The organism is Brucella sp. H1_1004, assembly GCF_047308065.1.
In the GTDB taxonomy this organism is placed as follows: domain Bacteria; phylum Pseudomonadota; class Alphaproteobacteria; order Rhizobiales; family Rhizobiaceae; genus Brucella; species Brucella pseudogrignonensis_B.
On record NZ_JAYKZA010000001.1, the window covers coordinates 1,423,736 to 1,438,335 of the forward strand.

Sequence of the window (14,600 nt, forward strand, 5' to 3'; positions counted from 1 at the left end):
TTTATTAACGTATAAAATGCAATAAGCCCGCAAAAGCGGGCTTATACAATAATCTACTTCAGACCAAAAATGAAATCATTCCCATTCAATTGCTTATAACACAGTCAAATCATTGATTTAACTGTGTTTTTTCTTGTCCGCAGCATCAAAAGCCGACCCATAGGCCGTCAAAAACTTACGGTGTTGATTTTAAAGGGAAATTCCCCTGAAAATTTTTTTGCGTGGCTTCGGTATCTATCGAGGTCGATCGCCTCTTGAGACCCGTTTTCGACCGCACGGATAGCTCTCACTGCGAACCAAGAAAGTACCGTCGCGAAGCTCATATCACGGTACGCTCTGCGATGCGATCCGCCACAGCAGTGTCATCCAAGCGCCATCCCTTCATCCGGCGACCAGACAACTACGTCACGCGGCCGCCCACGGAAGGGCTCTCCCAAGAGCGCCAAGCCGTCGCGGAAAAGCGCATAGTGGTAAGGCTCGTCGGCCTCGGCCACGGCAGCGCGATCTCCTGCGGAGAGCGCAAACCCCGTTGGTTCGACGGTTGGAAGCCTCATCGTCGCTGGCGGCCCCACGCCTCGGCCGCGGATCGCATTGCTCAGTGTGTTCAGGAATTCAGCCCCCGCCTTCTCCTCGATCGCGAACGAGCCGAAATCAGAACGAGGATGACCTGGTCGCGAAAACCGTGTGCGCTGTGCAAATCGCCACCAACCGTGGTGATCGAAGAAATCATCGATCCACCATGGAGGGCCTTCTGGTCGCGAAAGCCACGGCGTCGCCGCCAGATAGGTTCGACCGGCATAGTCAAATCGAAGAAGCGGAACATCGGTTCGCTCCGGAGGAGCGGAATCCGGAAAACGGAGCCAGTCGATCCAATTTGTCACATCCGGCGCGCCCATCAGCAGAAAGTTAGACCGATGAGTCGCCAACGCCATCGACGCAGGCGTAGCTTCGGGTGCCTCGTCAGCATGAACGACATCCGTGGATGCGGTCCGTTTTCGCGGCTTGGAGATCCGCGTCTCCGATACGGCCAGGAAGCTCCCGGCTGTCGTCGGCTTTGACCCGAATGCAATCGAATAGCCGTGGATTACCTTTCCGAACGGCGACGGCTTCGCGACAAAGGGCTTTACCTGCTTGATGTACTTTTTCTTCGCCGAGTTCGCTATTTTCGCTGCGCTCGCATCTTTGGCGAACGAGCCGTGCGCCTCGGCAAGCACAACACCGTGGCCGGACGCGTTGCCGCCTTCGTAGATGAAATCCGCATGGGGATCGAGCGACGACGACAGGCACGCCGCGTTCGCTCGCCATGCGTAGCCGAGAGCGTCCATGTAGAGGTGGGCAATGCCAGCGCCGACCTTGGCCGCAAATTGAGACCCGGCAGTATCCGCGAGAAATTTGAAATGAGATTCGAGCGCAAACGCCGATCCATCCTGGAGCAGCGTCTGCAGTTCGATCAGAGCACTTTGCTGCAACCCGTCGAGCAAGGCGACGGGCGCATCATCCCAGGTCGTTGCAGTCCTCGCGATCGCGGCCGCCAACGCCATCGGGTTGAAAGATAGACTCGACTGGGCCGGCGGCGCCACGAAATGCGGAGAGACCGGGTTTGGTACGTGACCGTGTTTCGTATGCTTCGTCAAACCAATCAGCTTGGTCGACGTTCCCAGCCCCGAGGTCGACACGAGCCCGCTCATTCCTTCAACTCCGTAGCCTGGGCTACAAGGTCGACGAGTTTCCACCCTTGATCCGTGGCAGGCCCCATCAGCGCCGTTGCTTCAGATTTGCGCAACGCCAGGCCAAGCAATTCCCGCGGTCGAGTCACACCCACGAAGACGTTGGTCGCGGCGGTGAGTCCCACCCCCGTAAATGGCTGGTCGGTAACGCCGAATGCACGGGGAAGCACTGTGGTAAGATCGATGCACTGCTCGCCTGCGCTGCTGCCTTTCCATACCTCGCTCTCGACGACGAGAATTCCGTCCACACTCTTTCCCTTGACCGAGTGGATCGATCCCAGCCGCAGTGTGAGCTCGTCGAACCGCACCTGCTTCGTGGAGCGGCGTTCAGGGTCGGTAAGGTCGGCCTTTTGCTCGGCGACGAACCCACAAAATGCGGCGATATCGTCCTCAGCACCGTCAGGATGCGGGGCGAAGAGAGGCAGCAATAGTTCCGTGAACGCTTGCCATGCTCCCTGATCCCACACGGCATCGCCGGCAAGCACATAGTCCCGTAAAACTCGCCGTACAGCGCGCGGCAACGCGAGGTCGCGACGCGATAGTGCCGCCCACACATTATGCGCGGTAATCGGACGTTCATTTGCCGCTTTCCACCCATGGGCGCGCGCCAAACCGGAAATGCCGACCGCGAGCATCTCGCCAACCTCAGCGGGAGGGCGTGCTGCGGCATGGTGTACCGCAGCCTTCCGAAGCTGCCGGCAAAGGAGGTTGGCCTTCCCGCGAGAACCACCCTCGCTGCGATATGCCGGATGATAGTCGACGAGACTCTTCGGCTGCCACGCTCCCTTCTTGGCGGGCAGATTATGACGCGATGCGACCGCCCAGACGTCGCGCCTACTGCAATCGTCGCCCCACAGCGCGCGCGCTTCTTCGGCGAAGGCTTCCAGAACCCCGCCGATCGTACCCTCGTCGAACAGAAACATCACCCGCGACGCGGGCCGTATGCCCAAGCCCACAATCGTCTGAGCCTGGCGCGCCGTCAGCCGGCTTGCAAAACCGGCGATCTCCCCACCGAACCTGCGGCTCGTGTCGAGAGGGATACAACCGGGCCCCGGTGTCCAATAGGCTGGCGCCGTTCCATCGTCCTCATAGAGCGTTTGATTGCTGTCCCCGAGGCGTTGGAACGCCGCCCCGTCTTGCTTGAAGACATGCTCCAGCAACCGAAGTTGTTCGCCATGGGTGTCCTGTGCCTCATCAAGAATGACGAGCGGGAAGCGATCGCGAAGCCGCTCGGCAAGAGCCGGGTTTTCACGGAGCGCACGCCACGCGAGCGCGGTCATGTCAGCGTATCGATAGAGCCCGCTCTTGACCATCGAAGCCTTGAGCTGGGCCAATGCTTTCCCGCAAGGCGTGTCGACGCCGTGCTGCCCCTTACGCCGGCGCACCGCTAACGATGAAGGGGATATCGCAGCGTCGGTGAAGGCGGGATCGAGAACCAGGTTAGCTATCCAATCCTCAAGCCCTCGCTTCAGCTTGAGTTTCGGATTCTTGGCGAGACTGTCGAGTACACCCCAGTTTGGATAACGTCGCAGCGCCTCGGCCGCGAAGGCATCGTCGTCAATTTGCCGCACGCTCCAACCCAGGCCCCGAAGATAGGGCAAGGCAAGATATTGGTTGATGAAGGCCGTGACCGTGCCGGTAAAATGAGGATAAGCCGTTAGCCGTGCTGCGGTCGGGTGGCGGGCGATCAGGTCTTCGACCTCCGTCCGTGCGGCATTGGTATGTGAGATCACGCAGACGCCTCGCCTGCGGGTCAACCAGTTACGCGAAAGCAGCGCGAGCTTCGCCGCCAGCAGCGTCGTCTTACCATTGCCGGGCGCAGCCTGGACGTCACATGGGGTGGCCTTCGCCAGAAAGTCGGCCTGGCTCGGGTCAGTAAAATCGCAACCGCCCAGCTCGGCGCCAAGTTCAGCAAGCAGTTCGGGTGTGAGCGGCAGGATCTCGAACATGATGTTACCCCTCCACCGCCGCCGCGCCTTCAATCCCGGCGGCCCCGATCTCTTCATCTTCAGCATCCGGCTCAGGAGCAGTCGCTGGCGCGCCGGGAAGATAACCACCCGTCACGTAGTCGATCGCGCGCACCAGATAAGGAGGAAGCCAGTCGCGCATCTGCTCCGGTGTATCCGCGCGCTTGCGCAGGATGGCGGCGAGTTGTTCGGCGACCTCGGCCTTGGAGGCTTCCTTGTCATGGACGGGCTGGTAGATCTTGACGGCGATCTCGGTCGCAGAGTGTCCAGCCTCTTTCCAGCCCGCGTAGGTTTCACTGGCCTTCTTCACGATCTTCGCGAGCCACTCGGGCTTACGGCTGCTGGTCTTGGCGAGTTGGACGGCTTGGTGAACGCTCTCGGCAAGCTCGGGCCGAAGCGCGAGATCGAATTCAAGTGTCCAGCTATCGGCGATGAAAGCGTCGACGGGATCTCCGACGTCGCGCCGCAGCGTCTTCAGCCGCGCTGCGATCTCGTCCTGAGTCAACTCGTTCTCGGTCTTACGGTCGCCGACGAGGTCTTTCGCTTCGGGCGGCGGGATGTCCCTGTCGGGGATCAGCGCCACGGGCACCGGGATCGCGTTCCCGGCCTTACGCTGCAGAATCCGGCTGTAGCGGAACAGACCACGGTGGCCGACATTGACGATCGACACGCCGTGACGGCTGAGCGGACGGTCGAGCTTCTCGGCGATTGCCGGCAGCAACAGGTGCTCACCGTCGCCCTCGACGACAATCAGCGCACGGGCGAAGAACAGGTTGGCCTTGGTCGCGTCGAGGAACCGACGAAGGAACTCATAATCGTCCACTTCAAGCCGGGTATGGGCCGCTCCCAGCGGAAAGGCGCGGTGACCGACGATCATCGTCATGGTCTCAAGCTCGGCGCCGGCAGCGAGCTGAGGGCTATGGGTGGTGAGTAGCACCTGGACCTGCTGATGGGTCTCGCCCTTGTCGGGGTCCGGCTTGGCAGCACGGGCCGCCAGCACTTCCATGAAGAGCGTCTGGTGTTGCGGATGTAGATGGGCCTCGGGCTCCTCGATCAGCAGAAATGGCACCTGATCGGGATGGGACTGGAGCAACAACAGCTCGGCCGCCATGAATAGCAGGTTGTTGTAGCCCAGGCCGCGCTGGATGCGCTCGGTGCCCGCCTTGGCATTCAGGTAGAGTTCGAACCGCTCAAGAATCTGATCGAACGAACCGCCAGCGCCGAGATCCAGCGTCGCGACGAGGCGGTCGTCCACGAATGACAGCTTGTCGAGGAAATCCGTGTTGACGCTGCTGGCGACGCCGCCAACCGCGGCGTTGTTTCGGACGGCCACATCAGCCGCCGTCAGCGTGTCATGGAGCGTTGCATCGCTACCCTGCGCGGCGGGTTTGCTTTGCGGCCCCATCGTGGGCATCGCGCCGAGGATTCGCGACAGGCGTGACCGTCGGCCCGCACGCATCTCGCGCTCGGCGTCGCGCAACGGTTTGAGATAGGTGGCCTTCAGATACTCGCGCAGTTCCCCGTCGAGCGGCAGACCTTCGCCTTCCGCGCCGGCGCGATGCTGGCTGGAAATAATGCTGCCGCCACCTGGCGAGACGCGCCGGGAGCCGCGCATGCAAACGTGCAGGCGAAGCTTTCCCTTTTCGTTGGCGCACCATTCAAGAAACCGGGCCTCTTCGTCAGCACTGAGATCGTCGAAGGTGCAGCGAACGATGAAGTCGCATCCGCGCGTGCCGTCTGCACCAACATGGAAGTCGTGTTCGTCCGGACGGATATAGTCGTCGCCGCGTGTCCAAAGGACGTAGCGGGCAGCATCGATAATCGCGCTCTTGCCGGCGTCGTTTGGCCCGACGAGAATGTTGAGGCCGGACGAGAGCTTTAGCAGCAACGGGGCGGTCGGGTCGAAGCACCGGAAGCCACTCGCATAGATTTCGGAAATGTACATCGCCGCCCCAGCTCGCTTTTTGTTATCCTGCCGCGCTATTGGCTCGCGCGGTGATGTCTGCGCAGCGCTCCATGAGCGTCTCGAAAGGCTCGGCTTCATCGAGAAGGAGCCCATCGTCGATCATCCGCGCGTAATCTTCTGCGAGAGCCTTCGCGCCGTCGCCGGCCGGCACGAGTTGCAAACCGCCGTTCACGGCTGAGGCGTAATCGATCGGAGATCGGTCGGCGGCCTTCTCGGCGAAAAACATCGCCTTGTGACGTGCCACGGCGTTGGCCAGTTCGCGATCAGCGAAGGCCGCCGCCGCGAAGCCGGCTTCATCGAGACGCACCACGTCATGCCAGTGACGCGCGAAACGATCACCGCGCAGCCGCTCCTGAAGGCAAAAGACGTGGATCGCGGTCGCCTTCTCCCAGAACGTCCGCTCGGCATGCATGACCCTCGGTCGAGCCGTTGGAAAGACCACTCCATCCACCAGCCCGGCCGCGTCGCAGGTGACATCGCGCGGGGTCGCAGGTTCACCCGTCGAGCGGGCGCCGAATTCGAGCATGACGCTAGGGGCAACGTAGCCGGACCCTGCCGTCGTCGCCTCATAGTCGATGAAGAGCTTATCGCCATCGACCCGGATCGCCGCAGACAGGTGGCCCCTCGCCAGGGCTTCGGCGATGACCGGCTGAACGGCTCCGGTCACCCATTGCGGCAGGCGCTCGCGCACTGCGCTGGTCCAGCGCTTTTCCTCGCTTCGCGTCCTGGGTAGCGCCTCGCCATTGTCTCCAACGAGGTCGGGGGCGAGCGCACGGATGTCGTAAGTCAGATCGACATCCTCGGAGAAGCGTCGGATGACCTGATAGGCCTTTGAGAGCGACGTGCCGCCCTTGAAGACGAGATGTTCTCCAAGCGGCGAGCCGTAGAGCGTCGCCAGCGCCCACACCACCCACGCGTCCTTCTCCAGAAGGTGTGCTGGTCGGCCTGAACGGTCGGCCGCGACGCTCAAGGCCTCCCGGCGATCCTCGGCCGGAAGGAGCAGGAAGGCGTCAGCCATGCGCGACCTTTCCCACGCTTTGCGCGAGCCAGGTCGGAAGCTGCGGTGCCGCCGCCACCAGCTCGCTGAAGGCGGCGGGCGGCAGCTTCCGTTTCAGGGTCTTGAGGGCCGCCTCGGCCTTCTCCGGCCCCAACCAGGCGAGTGCTCGCACGGCCTGACCCGCTGGCCGATGCGGCATGGCGAGCTGCCAGCGAGGTGCGTGGCGAAGCTCGACGGTCTGCTTGCCAAGGCTCATTTTCCGGGTGCGCCCCGACGTCAGATAGACGGACCGGACCGGCACCTGCGTGGTCAGCCCGAGGCTATTGGCGGCAGCAGCACCGCTCGAGACGATAACCTCGCCGCGCTGGGCGGCGAGCGCCTCGACGGCCTGTTCCACCGACGGCGCCCTGGTCCCAAACCGGCTCGTAACCGGCAGGAGGTAGACTCCGCGTCCGGCCCGGATCAGTTGCCCCCGCTCGGCCAGGCGCGACAGGGCCTGATCCACCGCGGCGCGATTGCCAAGGTGAAGCAAGCTCTTAGCTGCAACGGGCGTGCCCTCCGACAGCCGCGTCGCATGCTCAAGAATCTGTTCAGTCAAGCGCTGCATCGCAAATCTCCTGTCAGAAATATACGCGGTTTTCTGACAGTTTTCAAGATTGGCTAGATGCCTGCCCTCCCGACCTGCCCATCTGTCGAGAGCGGCCCCCGTTCGAAGAGGAGGGTCGTTCGATGCGAAGCCTAACCTTTCAGCTTCTGCTTGCCCTCTTCGAGAAAGCCCGACAGCAATGTCTCCATTGCGCCCATCAAATCGTCCGGCTTCTCTTCGCGGAGTTTTTCGGCCTGTTCGACGAAAGGCGTGAGCAGGCCCTTCATTGCATCCGGCGACGTCTCCAGCCGCTCGAGCATCTTCAGCCCGCTTTGTGCATAGCCGAGAAACTCGGCGTTGCGCTCGGTGATCTCGGCCAGCATCTCTTTGGTGATGCGCTCGCTTGGCGCGGTGAACTCACCATCAACCCAGTCCACGTAAAGGGAGGCATTCTTGGCGCGGTTCGACGTCTCGTGAAACTCGTCCTGGGTCTGCCTGAACGCCTCCATGGCAGCCTCCCAGTCGCCACGGGCCTTCGCATCGGTTTCGGCCTCCGAACCCTTCAGCATGTATGCATTCGATTTATTCTTGGCCGCGTGACGCCCGAAGGCGGCGAGCACCTTCTTCTGATCGACTTCGAACCCAAGAACCAGGCTGACCGCCCAGGCGCCGAGGTTGTTGACCTTCGAACACTCCTCGAGAGAGATCTGGTGAAGGCAAAGGGCACGCGCCACCGCGCCAGCTTTCGCCAGAAGCTCCGCCTCGAAAAAAAGGCGCTCCGCATTATCGAATGTCTTCTCGGCGCCGCGGACGAGAACCGCCAACGGCGCCTGGTCGCCTTTCGCGGCTTTCTCTCCCCTGTCTTCCCTTTTTACATCGTTCATTGTTGTCCAGCATTTTGTAGACTGAAATACTTCAGCGATCGTAGGCGCCGTACACATTCCGCGACCGACTTGCTCGCTGATTGGTTGGTGTATTAATCAGATCAGGGCACATTCTCGATCTGGCGGGCAACCCACTGGGTATGTTCACGAGAGAACGCTCGTTCGGCTTCATTCACGAACGCAGAAAATTTCACCTCAGAGTCGATCGTCGCGACGCGGGTCTCAAGGATGCCAATTTCGTGGGCGGTGAGGCTGTACGCCGAAGCAAGCTCATTGAACTTCTTCAGTTGTATCCATCCTATGGCGGAAGAGGCGATGACAAGTAAAGGTTCTGTCGGCCAAATCATCCACGATGGATCATGGCGAATTCGAAGAAGCGCTAAGCCAATAGCGGCGCCTTGAACAACGACGCAGATTCCGATCCAAAGACGAAATCGTCTCCTGTTCCACTTAACTTTTGCGACATACCATTCACGTTGATCTGTGATCCGGTCTGTGATGTATTTTTGAATACGGTCCTCCAGCGGCAGAGCGCGTACTCGGTTCATATCGTTGGTGATCTGACCGCCTGTTACGGGCCGACGACTGATAGAATCGCGTATGTGGCTATTGGCGTCTAGAATGGCCTTGAGGAAACCCGAAAACTTTTCGGCTACCTCCGACAGTTTTGGTGCGTCCTCGAACGGCTCCGCACGCATCATGTAGCGCCAAGTGGATGTCTTGATAGACTCTGCTAGCGCACGGCAACCATACCACTCTTTTTCGGGCTTTTGAACCGCCATGTAAAGTAGTAGCACCGTCGATGCTGCCAAAACCAGCGCGTAAACAATGTATAGATCCGGAGAGTTGCCGAACCATATGGATATCGTCGCCGCAATCGTGAGGAGGACATATTGCAAACGGATAAGCCATAGATACGTACGCTGAGCATCTGCGGCGGAGCCATCCGCGGACCGATACAATGCGGGAAAGTTTTCAGGCTCCATATCGACGGATCTCCGGAAATGTGGTCGCGATCAGGCTACTTCAGTTCTGCAGCTAGTTTATTCCATTGGACTACCTTCACGCCGTGCTTCGCCACCCAAGATGGATTTTGCCGTGGAGCGCCACCTTTGGGATGAACAGCTACCACCTTTTTTCCAAGAGCGAGGCTGGTCTCTACCTCCCAGGTCACCCACCGGCTTTGCGCGGTATTGTCGGAAATGTAGACGACACAAACCGATGAACGCGATATCCGCTCGCTAATCTTTTGTTTGATGTATTCCGCGCGCTCGCTGTCATAGGGCTCGCGAACGGAGTGATCGTTGAACTCGATATCACTGTTCTCGTTCTTTGCATGCGCGCGCAGAAGATTAACCTCGTTCATATCTTCTGTTGCGAAACTGATAAAGACATTTCGTTTTCCCCCCTGAAGTGCCGCTTTGGCCTTCTCCTCCAGGGACCGAATGTCGCCCAACCTGCTCCAGCTCCCGCTGCTCCCACCACCCATATCAGACCCCTTCGAGCTTGAATTCGTTACATGCGATGCACGCTCCACAAGGTGTTTCATCGCCCAGATGGCACGAATAGGTGCCTTCGATACCTTTCAACGTCGCGAGCTCGATAACCTCCTGCTTGTGGAAGGAGGACAGCGGCGCAAGCACCCTTATCTCCCGGCCCATGCTGCGTGCGATCATTGCCTCCGCCTCCCGCAAGAAGGCCGATGTCTGATCAGGAAAAAGACTTGTTTCCTCATGGAGCAGCCCGATCGATATGGCATCAGCGTCGCGCTGAAAGGCATAGGCTGCTGCTACAAGCAGAAAGAGGAGATTTCGACCAGGGGTGAAGGCATCCTCCAGCACGCGCTGGTTTGGGTCCGTCAACCCGGATTTGATAAGGCGGCCATAGCCGGACAAGTCGGCCACTTTCAAATCTGGCAGCTGCAATTTGGCCATCGCTGACCTGCAGGCGGCGAGCTCTCGATCACGGGATCGTTGCCCATAGTCGACAAAAAGTGGGAACTGCTGGATCCCTTCCTCTTTAGCGAGGTAGGCGACAAGCGTGGAATCGAGTCCACCGGAAACGAGAGGGACAATGCTCATGCTAACGCGCGCTCCGTATCTCGAGAACCCGCAACCCGCATGACTATCCAGATCGCCCAATCCAGAAGACCCACTGCAAAGCCAAGCCTGTTTGCATGTGAAATCAGCTTATCTTCTTGCGTGCGATAGTGTGAAAGCGTCGAGATGGCCCGCTCGGCACCTGTGTAGAGCCCGATTGCGGCCATATAGTTCAATACGTGACGATCCAGGACCGCGAGATCGTAGCTGATTCCTGCGTTGCGCAGGAACATACTCGCCTGCTTTGGCCCGATTCCTGCTACGTTGGACACAAGCCATGAGCGAGCGGATGGCGCATTTGCGAAAGCATGCATGAGTGAGCACAAGTCCCCACTCTCATGGGAGACCGACGCGCGCGCAGAGGCCAATTGCATCGATTTCGATCCGGGAAAGCGGTAATTTCGAAAGCTGCCGTTCACTAGTACCGGCTGACGGAGGACCCCGAGGATTTCATCGACGAGTTCGGCGCGGGGTGCCGATGCGTTGAGGAGAAGCTGCCTTTTATCCAAAGCATCGGCGGTCGCCACGGCAAGCCCATACGGTACCTGACTGCTGAGCAGGCAGCATGAGAGCTCCCACCAAAGATTCCGCTCGTCAAGCGCACTCTGGGAGCGCTTGGCCCGTTCCTCAATATCGGGGCATATTGCGGCAACGGCATGTTCCAGCCTGGCAGCATCATGTTTCATTTGAACAAGTCCGGCATCTGATCCCTAAGTTGCTTTGAATTGGATTGACCCAAAAGGCCGACTGCGAATGCTTCTAATCGATTTGTTGAAGCGGCAGCCTGCAAATCGTGGGTGAGTTCTTGATAGTAGTCGAGATTATGAAATGCGACTTTACCAGCGTAGTCGATATTGTCGTCGGAAAGCGCAGAAACAGTTATTGGCGAAGCCGCCATCTGCGCTTGGTACGCAAAAAAATCGAAATGTTGGTAGTGATTTAATCTGTGTTGCTGCCGGTCGACGGCAACCCGGCACCATTCTAATCCATCGAAGCTGTCGGCCCCTGCTGCTGTCAGGACCGCAATACTCCATGGATTTCCGGTGCCCAGGAGATGAATCGGTTGATAAAAGGATAGCCGATCAAGCTCGTTTCGGACGCGTCTCATGGTCCGCGCGCGCTGAATCAACCCCCGGCCCAACTCCCGCTCTGCCAGTGCGATCATCGGCGGCTGGAGCTGGTCGGCTACATCCCGTACCACTGCGGGAAGAATTGTAAGGTCGTACCCTTTCGAGGGAGTGGCTGGGGCATGAACGATTGGAAGCACGGGGGCTTTGGTGAACTTCCTGTCTCTTTCGACGGCAGCGATGACTTGCCCGACCGCGCGCTTTCGGTCCCTCGACGGGGTCATCTCATCAAAGCAATATACCCAATCGTGTGGGATCCCCTGCAACGCCAATTCGAAATCCTCGGGCTTCCATCCGTCGTCGTCGCGTCGCGTCGCTTCATAATTCCCAGAGTCGACGAGGACGAACCCGCCCTGGGCGCGAATACGCTTCAGTTCCTGCTGGATACCTCGCGGGCGACGGGGTGGAAACAGGTCGTAAGCGGAGACGAGGATCGTCGATGTCCCAAAGAGACGCAGTGCCTTCAGAGCTTCAAGAGGAACGAGTTGTGTCTCGTGTGACGACACGGAAAGGAATAAACTCGGGAGGGGGACCCTATCCCCTGCGATCGCTGATGGACGGGTCGGTGCTGTCCTCGGCGGGACAACAGTCGAAATCTTCCGCATCAGGTGCTGGATGCCAGGATGATCACCTTCTCCGGTCCAGCCCAGAAGATCAACCGCACTGTACCCATTAAAGCCGTACGGTGCATTTGTCGGAATGATCCTAGCGGGAATAATCGGAATATTATATTGTTCTGCTAAGCGAAGCTCGTCCTTTACATTGCTCTTGTCCTTCGCCGTCGGGGACCAGAGCGGAACAATACATTTTGTATTCTGGATTTCACGCTCGATCACGGTCGAGAAGTCGCCAACGATTTTATCGTCCCACCAAACATCCCATCGCGTTGAAAGAGTTTGAACTAACCTCTCAGCCTGCCGGACATCTTCTCGTGAATATACTATGTAGACGTCCGACATACGCAATTACTCCCCCCAGAGTAGTAAATCAGAAGTCTCACAGTTCACGCGTCGCTGCAACCATTTAGCTTCGGCAAAATGCACGAGGCCAGGCAGATCGGTACAAAGACGAGGCGAAGTCGGAAATAATAGTGACCCCCAAACTTGATAGCTCAGCGACATCAGGTCGGCGCTCTTCGTCTAATACAATAATACCTCTATAAGGCTTCGTTTCACAGAGCCGCCGAATTTCCGTTGTGCTCAATCCATCGGCTACTACAAGTGAAGGTAAATTTTTGGAGAGTGGTTCTGGGATCTCATCGAGCTGAGGTGAGAGCGCATCGATACCAAGCTCTTTCAGACGGAAGCGCGCCTCCTCAAGCGTATACCGCCTTCCGATTGTCGATGTTGAGCCATGCAGGATAATCCGGCTTGGTGCCTGCCCTGTTACGGGCTCGCGGCTTTTGAGGGATTCAGTTGGCACCGGAAGGGTCATTGTCTCACAGTAAGCGGAGACCGATCGGGACGCGAGGTCCGCTGCTTCAGGTGCGGAAGTGCCCGCTTCGCCCCAATGATGCGCAAACACAGCGCTGAAGACATCTCCAGTTCCGATTTTGAACACCTGAGATGAGTAATACGCGGGAACGGTGATAGGCTCGACATTGCGCTCGTAGACAGTGACACCACGCACTCCTCTTTTTACGACTATCACGGTCACCTGGTTGTCATTCGACATGGCGTTCCCAGCGGCAGTCGCCAAGTCGGGACAACCCGTATAACGGCAGAGCTCCAGCTCATTCATGACCAGGGCAAGTCGCTTCGCTGTTGAGCCGTTTGCTCCAAATGGCTCAGGATGAACAGCTGTTTGAGGATCGTAAATTGCTTTGGCGGCATGCACTAAAGCAGATCCTTCGAGGAAGCCAAATCTCAGGACCACCTCTCCCGAAACGTGTATCGGAGGCTCCTGGGGGATTGTCCCCGGTCGGGGCTCGATGTGCGGCTGAGAAAGTGGGTGGAAGTATGCAAATGCGATCGCAATGTCGGAATGGGTACGGGACAGCTGCACGCCGAGGGCCGATAGCTCGTCCGCACCCGCGTTGTTCCCGTCTCGTGCATAGGTGTGGAGAGTGCTTCCTGGCGACATAGCGCTGACGGCTGCCGCCGCGCGGCCACCCGAGCCAAACTGGGCGTTCCATGTCGGCGTTTCACACAATTCTCGATACAGTCCACCTGCGATGTGCATATATTTAGTGATCCACGTGGGCCAGCTAGTGTCCGATGATTGTCTGAATCCGGGCAAGTAGCGCCGCCGACAACTCGGCCCGGCCTTGGTCATTGTTGAGGTAGCGCACATATCGGAGATGGCGCAGATCGAACGGGATATCGTGATCGCTTTGCGCAATGAGGATGACCTCTCGACCTAAGGTGTGAGCAATACCAGCTTCGTAAAATACATTCGGATTGCGCCCTGAGCAGTCACAGATCACGATGCGCGAACGATCAATCAGAGAGACGACGTCCTGAATAATTGACGCATTCTCCCAGATGTCGTCCGCTCGTCGGCAACGAAGCCCGACGCCCTGAGCAGCGTTGCGGATAGCATCAAACACAGGATTGAAGGCCGCATCAAAGGGCATCATGGCGGACGCAAGATGAGGGTCCAAATTCTCATGCTCGGCCAATGGGAAGACCGTAGGCCGCTGTCGCCGAGGGCGTACTCGGCGAAGCAGAAAGCGATATAAGTCGACCTCTTTCACAGCCCAGTGGTTGCGAGAGAATTCGAACTCTCTGGGCATGTCGAGTTCAGCTCGGCTATCATAGATTTGCGAGTTTCTAAGAGGAGGAACGTCGGCGTCAAAACCTATCTCAAGCGAAACGTCGCCCCCAACAATGCGTGCCCGGTTTATTTGCCCTATGTACGCGACCTCATCGCCGGTCCCCTCTTCACAGAAGAGGCAAGGCAGAGCCGTAAGCTTGTCCAAGAGCGGCGCATTGTTCGCTCGGAATTGTTCGATGATATGTGCTTCCGTATATTCGAACATCCGGCCAACAGGGACAGTGACTCTCCCTGATGGCCAATCGGCATTAAACATCAGTAGGTTAAAAATCGACGTCCCCTCCGCGTTGAATTGCAGGCCCCAGCTACGATACTGATTCGCGCCGTAGTTTCGTGTTCCTGCCGCCCTTGTTGTACGGTTCAAATATTGGAATTCATCTGGCCAGTGCGTTCCAGCATGTACTATTGACCCAGATTGAAGGGTCCTGAGTTGTCTTTTCATCATATCATAATGATACCCTGGACAGGTGCG

At 58.5% G+C, this 14,600-nt stretch carries 13 protein-coding genes; all 13 read right to left on the minus strand.

What is annotated here, in order from left to right; translation table 11 throughout:
- Positions 1–362: 362 nt before the first annotated feature.
- The 13 genes from U2P60_RS06825 to U2P60_RS06885 all read right to left on the minus strand — a co-directional run bounded on the left by U2P60_RS06825 (position 363) and on the right by U2P60_RS06885 (position 14,492).
- On the minus strand, positions 363–1,688 hold the full coding sequence (locus U2P60_RS06825; RefSeq protein ID WP_151690315.1) for a hypothetical protein: 1,326 nt from the start codon (positions 1,686–1,688) through the stop codon (positions 363–365).
- Positions 1,685–3,676: a UvrD-helicase domain-containing protein gene (locus tag U2P60_RS06830; protein WP_192799397.1), complete on the minus strand. Its 1,992-nt coding sequence runs from the start codon at positions 3,674–3,676 to the stop codon at positions 1,685–1,687. Before U2P60_RS06830 ends, U2P60_RS06825 begins: the two co-directional genes overlap by 4 nt.
- A gap of 4 nt (positions 3,677–3,680) precedes the next feature.
- The gene (locus U2P60_RS06835) at positions 3,681–5,639 is read right to left on the minus strand and encodes an ATP-dependent nuclease (RefSeq protein ID WP_192799398.1); all 1,959 of its coding nucleotides are present in this window, start codon (positions 5,637–5,639) and stop codon (positions 3,681–3,683) included.
- Between the two features lie 22 nt (positions 5,640–5,661).
- On the minus strand, positions 5,662–6,678 hold the full coding sequence (locus U2P60_RS06840; RefSeq protein ID WP_151690318.1) for a nucleotidyl transferase AbiEii/AbiGii toxin family protein: 1,017 nt from the start codon (positions 6,676–6,678) through the stop codon (positions 5,662–5,664).
- The gene (locus U2P60_RS06845; RefSeq protein ID WP_151690319.1) at positions 6,671–7,264 is read right to left on the minus strand and encodes a DUF6088 family protein; all 594 of its coding nucleotides are present in this window, start codon (positions 7,262–7,264) and stop codon (positions 6,671–6,673) included. The genes U2P60_RS06840 and U2P60_RS06845 overlap by 8 nt, the downstream gene beginning before the upstream one ends.
- Before the next feature lie 131 nt (positions 7,265–7,395).
- On the minus strand, positions 7,396–8,127 hold the full coding sequence (locus U2P60_RS06850) for an AbiV family abortive infection protein (protein ID WP_235918391.1): 732 nt from the start codon (positions 8,125–8,127) through the stop codon (positions 7,396–7,398).
- A gap of 101 nt (positions 8,128–8,228) precedes the next feature.
- A complete protein-coding gene (locus U2P60_RS06855) occupies positions 8,229–9,113 on the minus strand; it encodes a DUF4231 domain-containing protein (RefSeq protein WP_151690320.1) in 885 nt (294 codons plus the stop codon).
- Positions 9,114–9,148: 35 nt separating this feature from the next.
- Positions 9,149–9,616, minus strand: coding sequence for a TIR domain-containing protein (locus tag U2P60_RS06860; RefSeq protein ID WP_151664165.1), 468 nt, complete (start codon positions 9,614–9,616; stop codon positions 9,149–9,151).
- 1 nt (position 9,617) lies between these two features.
- The gene (locus U2P60_RS06865) at positions 9,618–10,208 is read right to left on the minus strand and encodes a 7-cyano-7-deazaguanine synthase (protein ID WP_151664166.1); all 591 of its coding nucleotides are present in this window, start codon (positions 10,206–10,208) and stop codon (positions 9,618–9,620) included.
- Positions 10,205–10,912 carry a DNA lyase gene (locus U2P60_RS06870; protein WP_151690321.1) on the minus strand — a complete coding sequence of 236 codons (708 nt, stop codon included), beginning with the start codon at positions 10,910–10,912 and terminating at the stop codon, positions 10,205–10,207. Before U2P60_RS06870 ends, U2P60_RS06865 begins: the two co-directional genes overlap by 4 nt.
- Entirely contained in the window at positions 10,909–12,312 is a 1,404-nt protein-coding gene (locus U2P60_RS06875) for a toll/interleukin-1 receptor domain-containing protein (RefSeq protein WP_151690322.1), read from the minus strand. Before U2P60_RS06875 ends, U2P60_RS06870 begins: the two co-directional genes overlap by 4 nt.
- A 64-nt stretch (positions 12,313–12,376) precedes the next feature.
- Complete coding sequence (locus U2P60_RS06880) at positions 12,377–13,228, minus strand: PfkB family carbohydrate kinase (RefSeq protein WP_210251399.1); 852 nt, start codon at positions 13,226–13,228, stop codon at positions 12,377–12,379.
- Between the two features lie 331 nt (positions 13,229–13,559).
- A complete protein-coding gene (locus tag U2P60_RS06885) occupies positions 13,560–14,492 on the minus strand; it encodes a hypothetical protein (protein ID WP_235918392.1) in 933 nt (310 codons plus the stop codon).
- Positions 14,493–14,600 lie beyond the last annotated feature (108 nt).

Bases quoted from the DNA above. Each gene is read 5' to 3' on its own strand.
- U2P60_RS06825 (WP_151690315.1), bottom strand. From the start codon at position 1,688: ATGAGCGGGCTCGTGTCGACCTCGGGGCTGGGAACGTCGACCAAGCTG.
- U2P60_RS06830 (WP_192799397.1), bottom strand. From the start codon at position 3,676: ATGTTCGAGATCCTGCCGCTCACACCCGAACTGCTTGCTGAACTTGGC.
- U2P60_RS06835 (WP_192799398.1), bottom strand. From the start codon at position 5,639: ATGTACATTTCCGAAATCTATGCGAGTGGCTTCCGGTGCTTCGACCCG.
- U2P60_RS06840 (WP_151690318.1), bottom strand. From the start codon at position 6,678: ATGGCTGACGCCTTCCTGCTCCTTCCGGCCGAGGATCGCCGGGAGGCC.
- U2P60_RS06845 (WP_151690319.1), bottom strand. From the start codon at position 7,264: ATGCAGCGCTTGACTGAACAGATTCTTGAGCATGCGACGCGGCTGTCG.
- U2P60_RS06850 (WP_235918391.1), bottom strand. From the start codon at position 8,127: ATGAACGATGTAAAAAGGGAAGACAGGGGAGAGAAAGCCGCGAAAGGC.
- U2P60_RS06855 (WP_151690320.1), bottom strand. From the start codon at position 9,113: ATGGAGCCTGAAAACTTTCCCGCATTGTATCGGTCCGCGGATGGCTCC.
- U2P60_RS06860 (WP_151664165.1), bottom strand. From the start codon at position 9,616: ATGGGTGGTGGGAGCAGCGGGAGCTGGAGCAGGTTGGGCGACATTCGG.
- U2P60_RS06865 (WP_151664166.1), bottom strand. From the start codon at position 10,208: ATGAGCATTGTCCCTCTCGTTTCCGGTGGACTCGATTCCACGCTTGTC.
- U2P60_RS06870 (WP_151690321.1), bottom strand. From the start codon at position 10,912: ATGAAACATGATGCTGCCAGGCTGGAACATGCCGTTGCCGCAATATGC.
- U2P60_RS06875 (WP_151690322.1), bottom strand. From the start codon at position 12,312: ATGTCGGACGTCTACATAGTATATTCACGAGAAGATGTCCGGCAGGCT.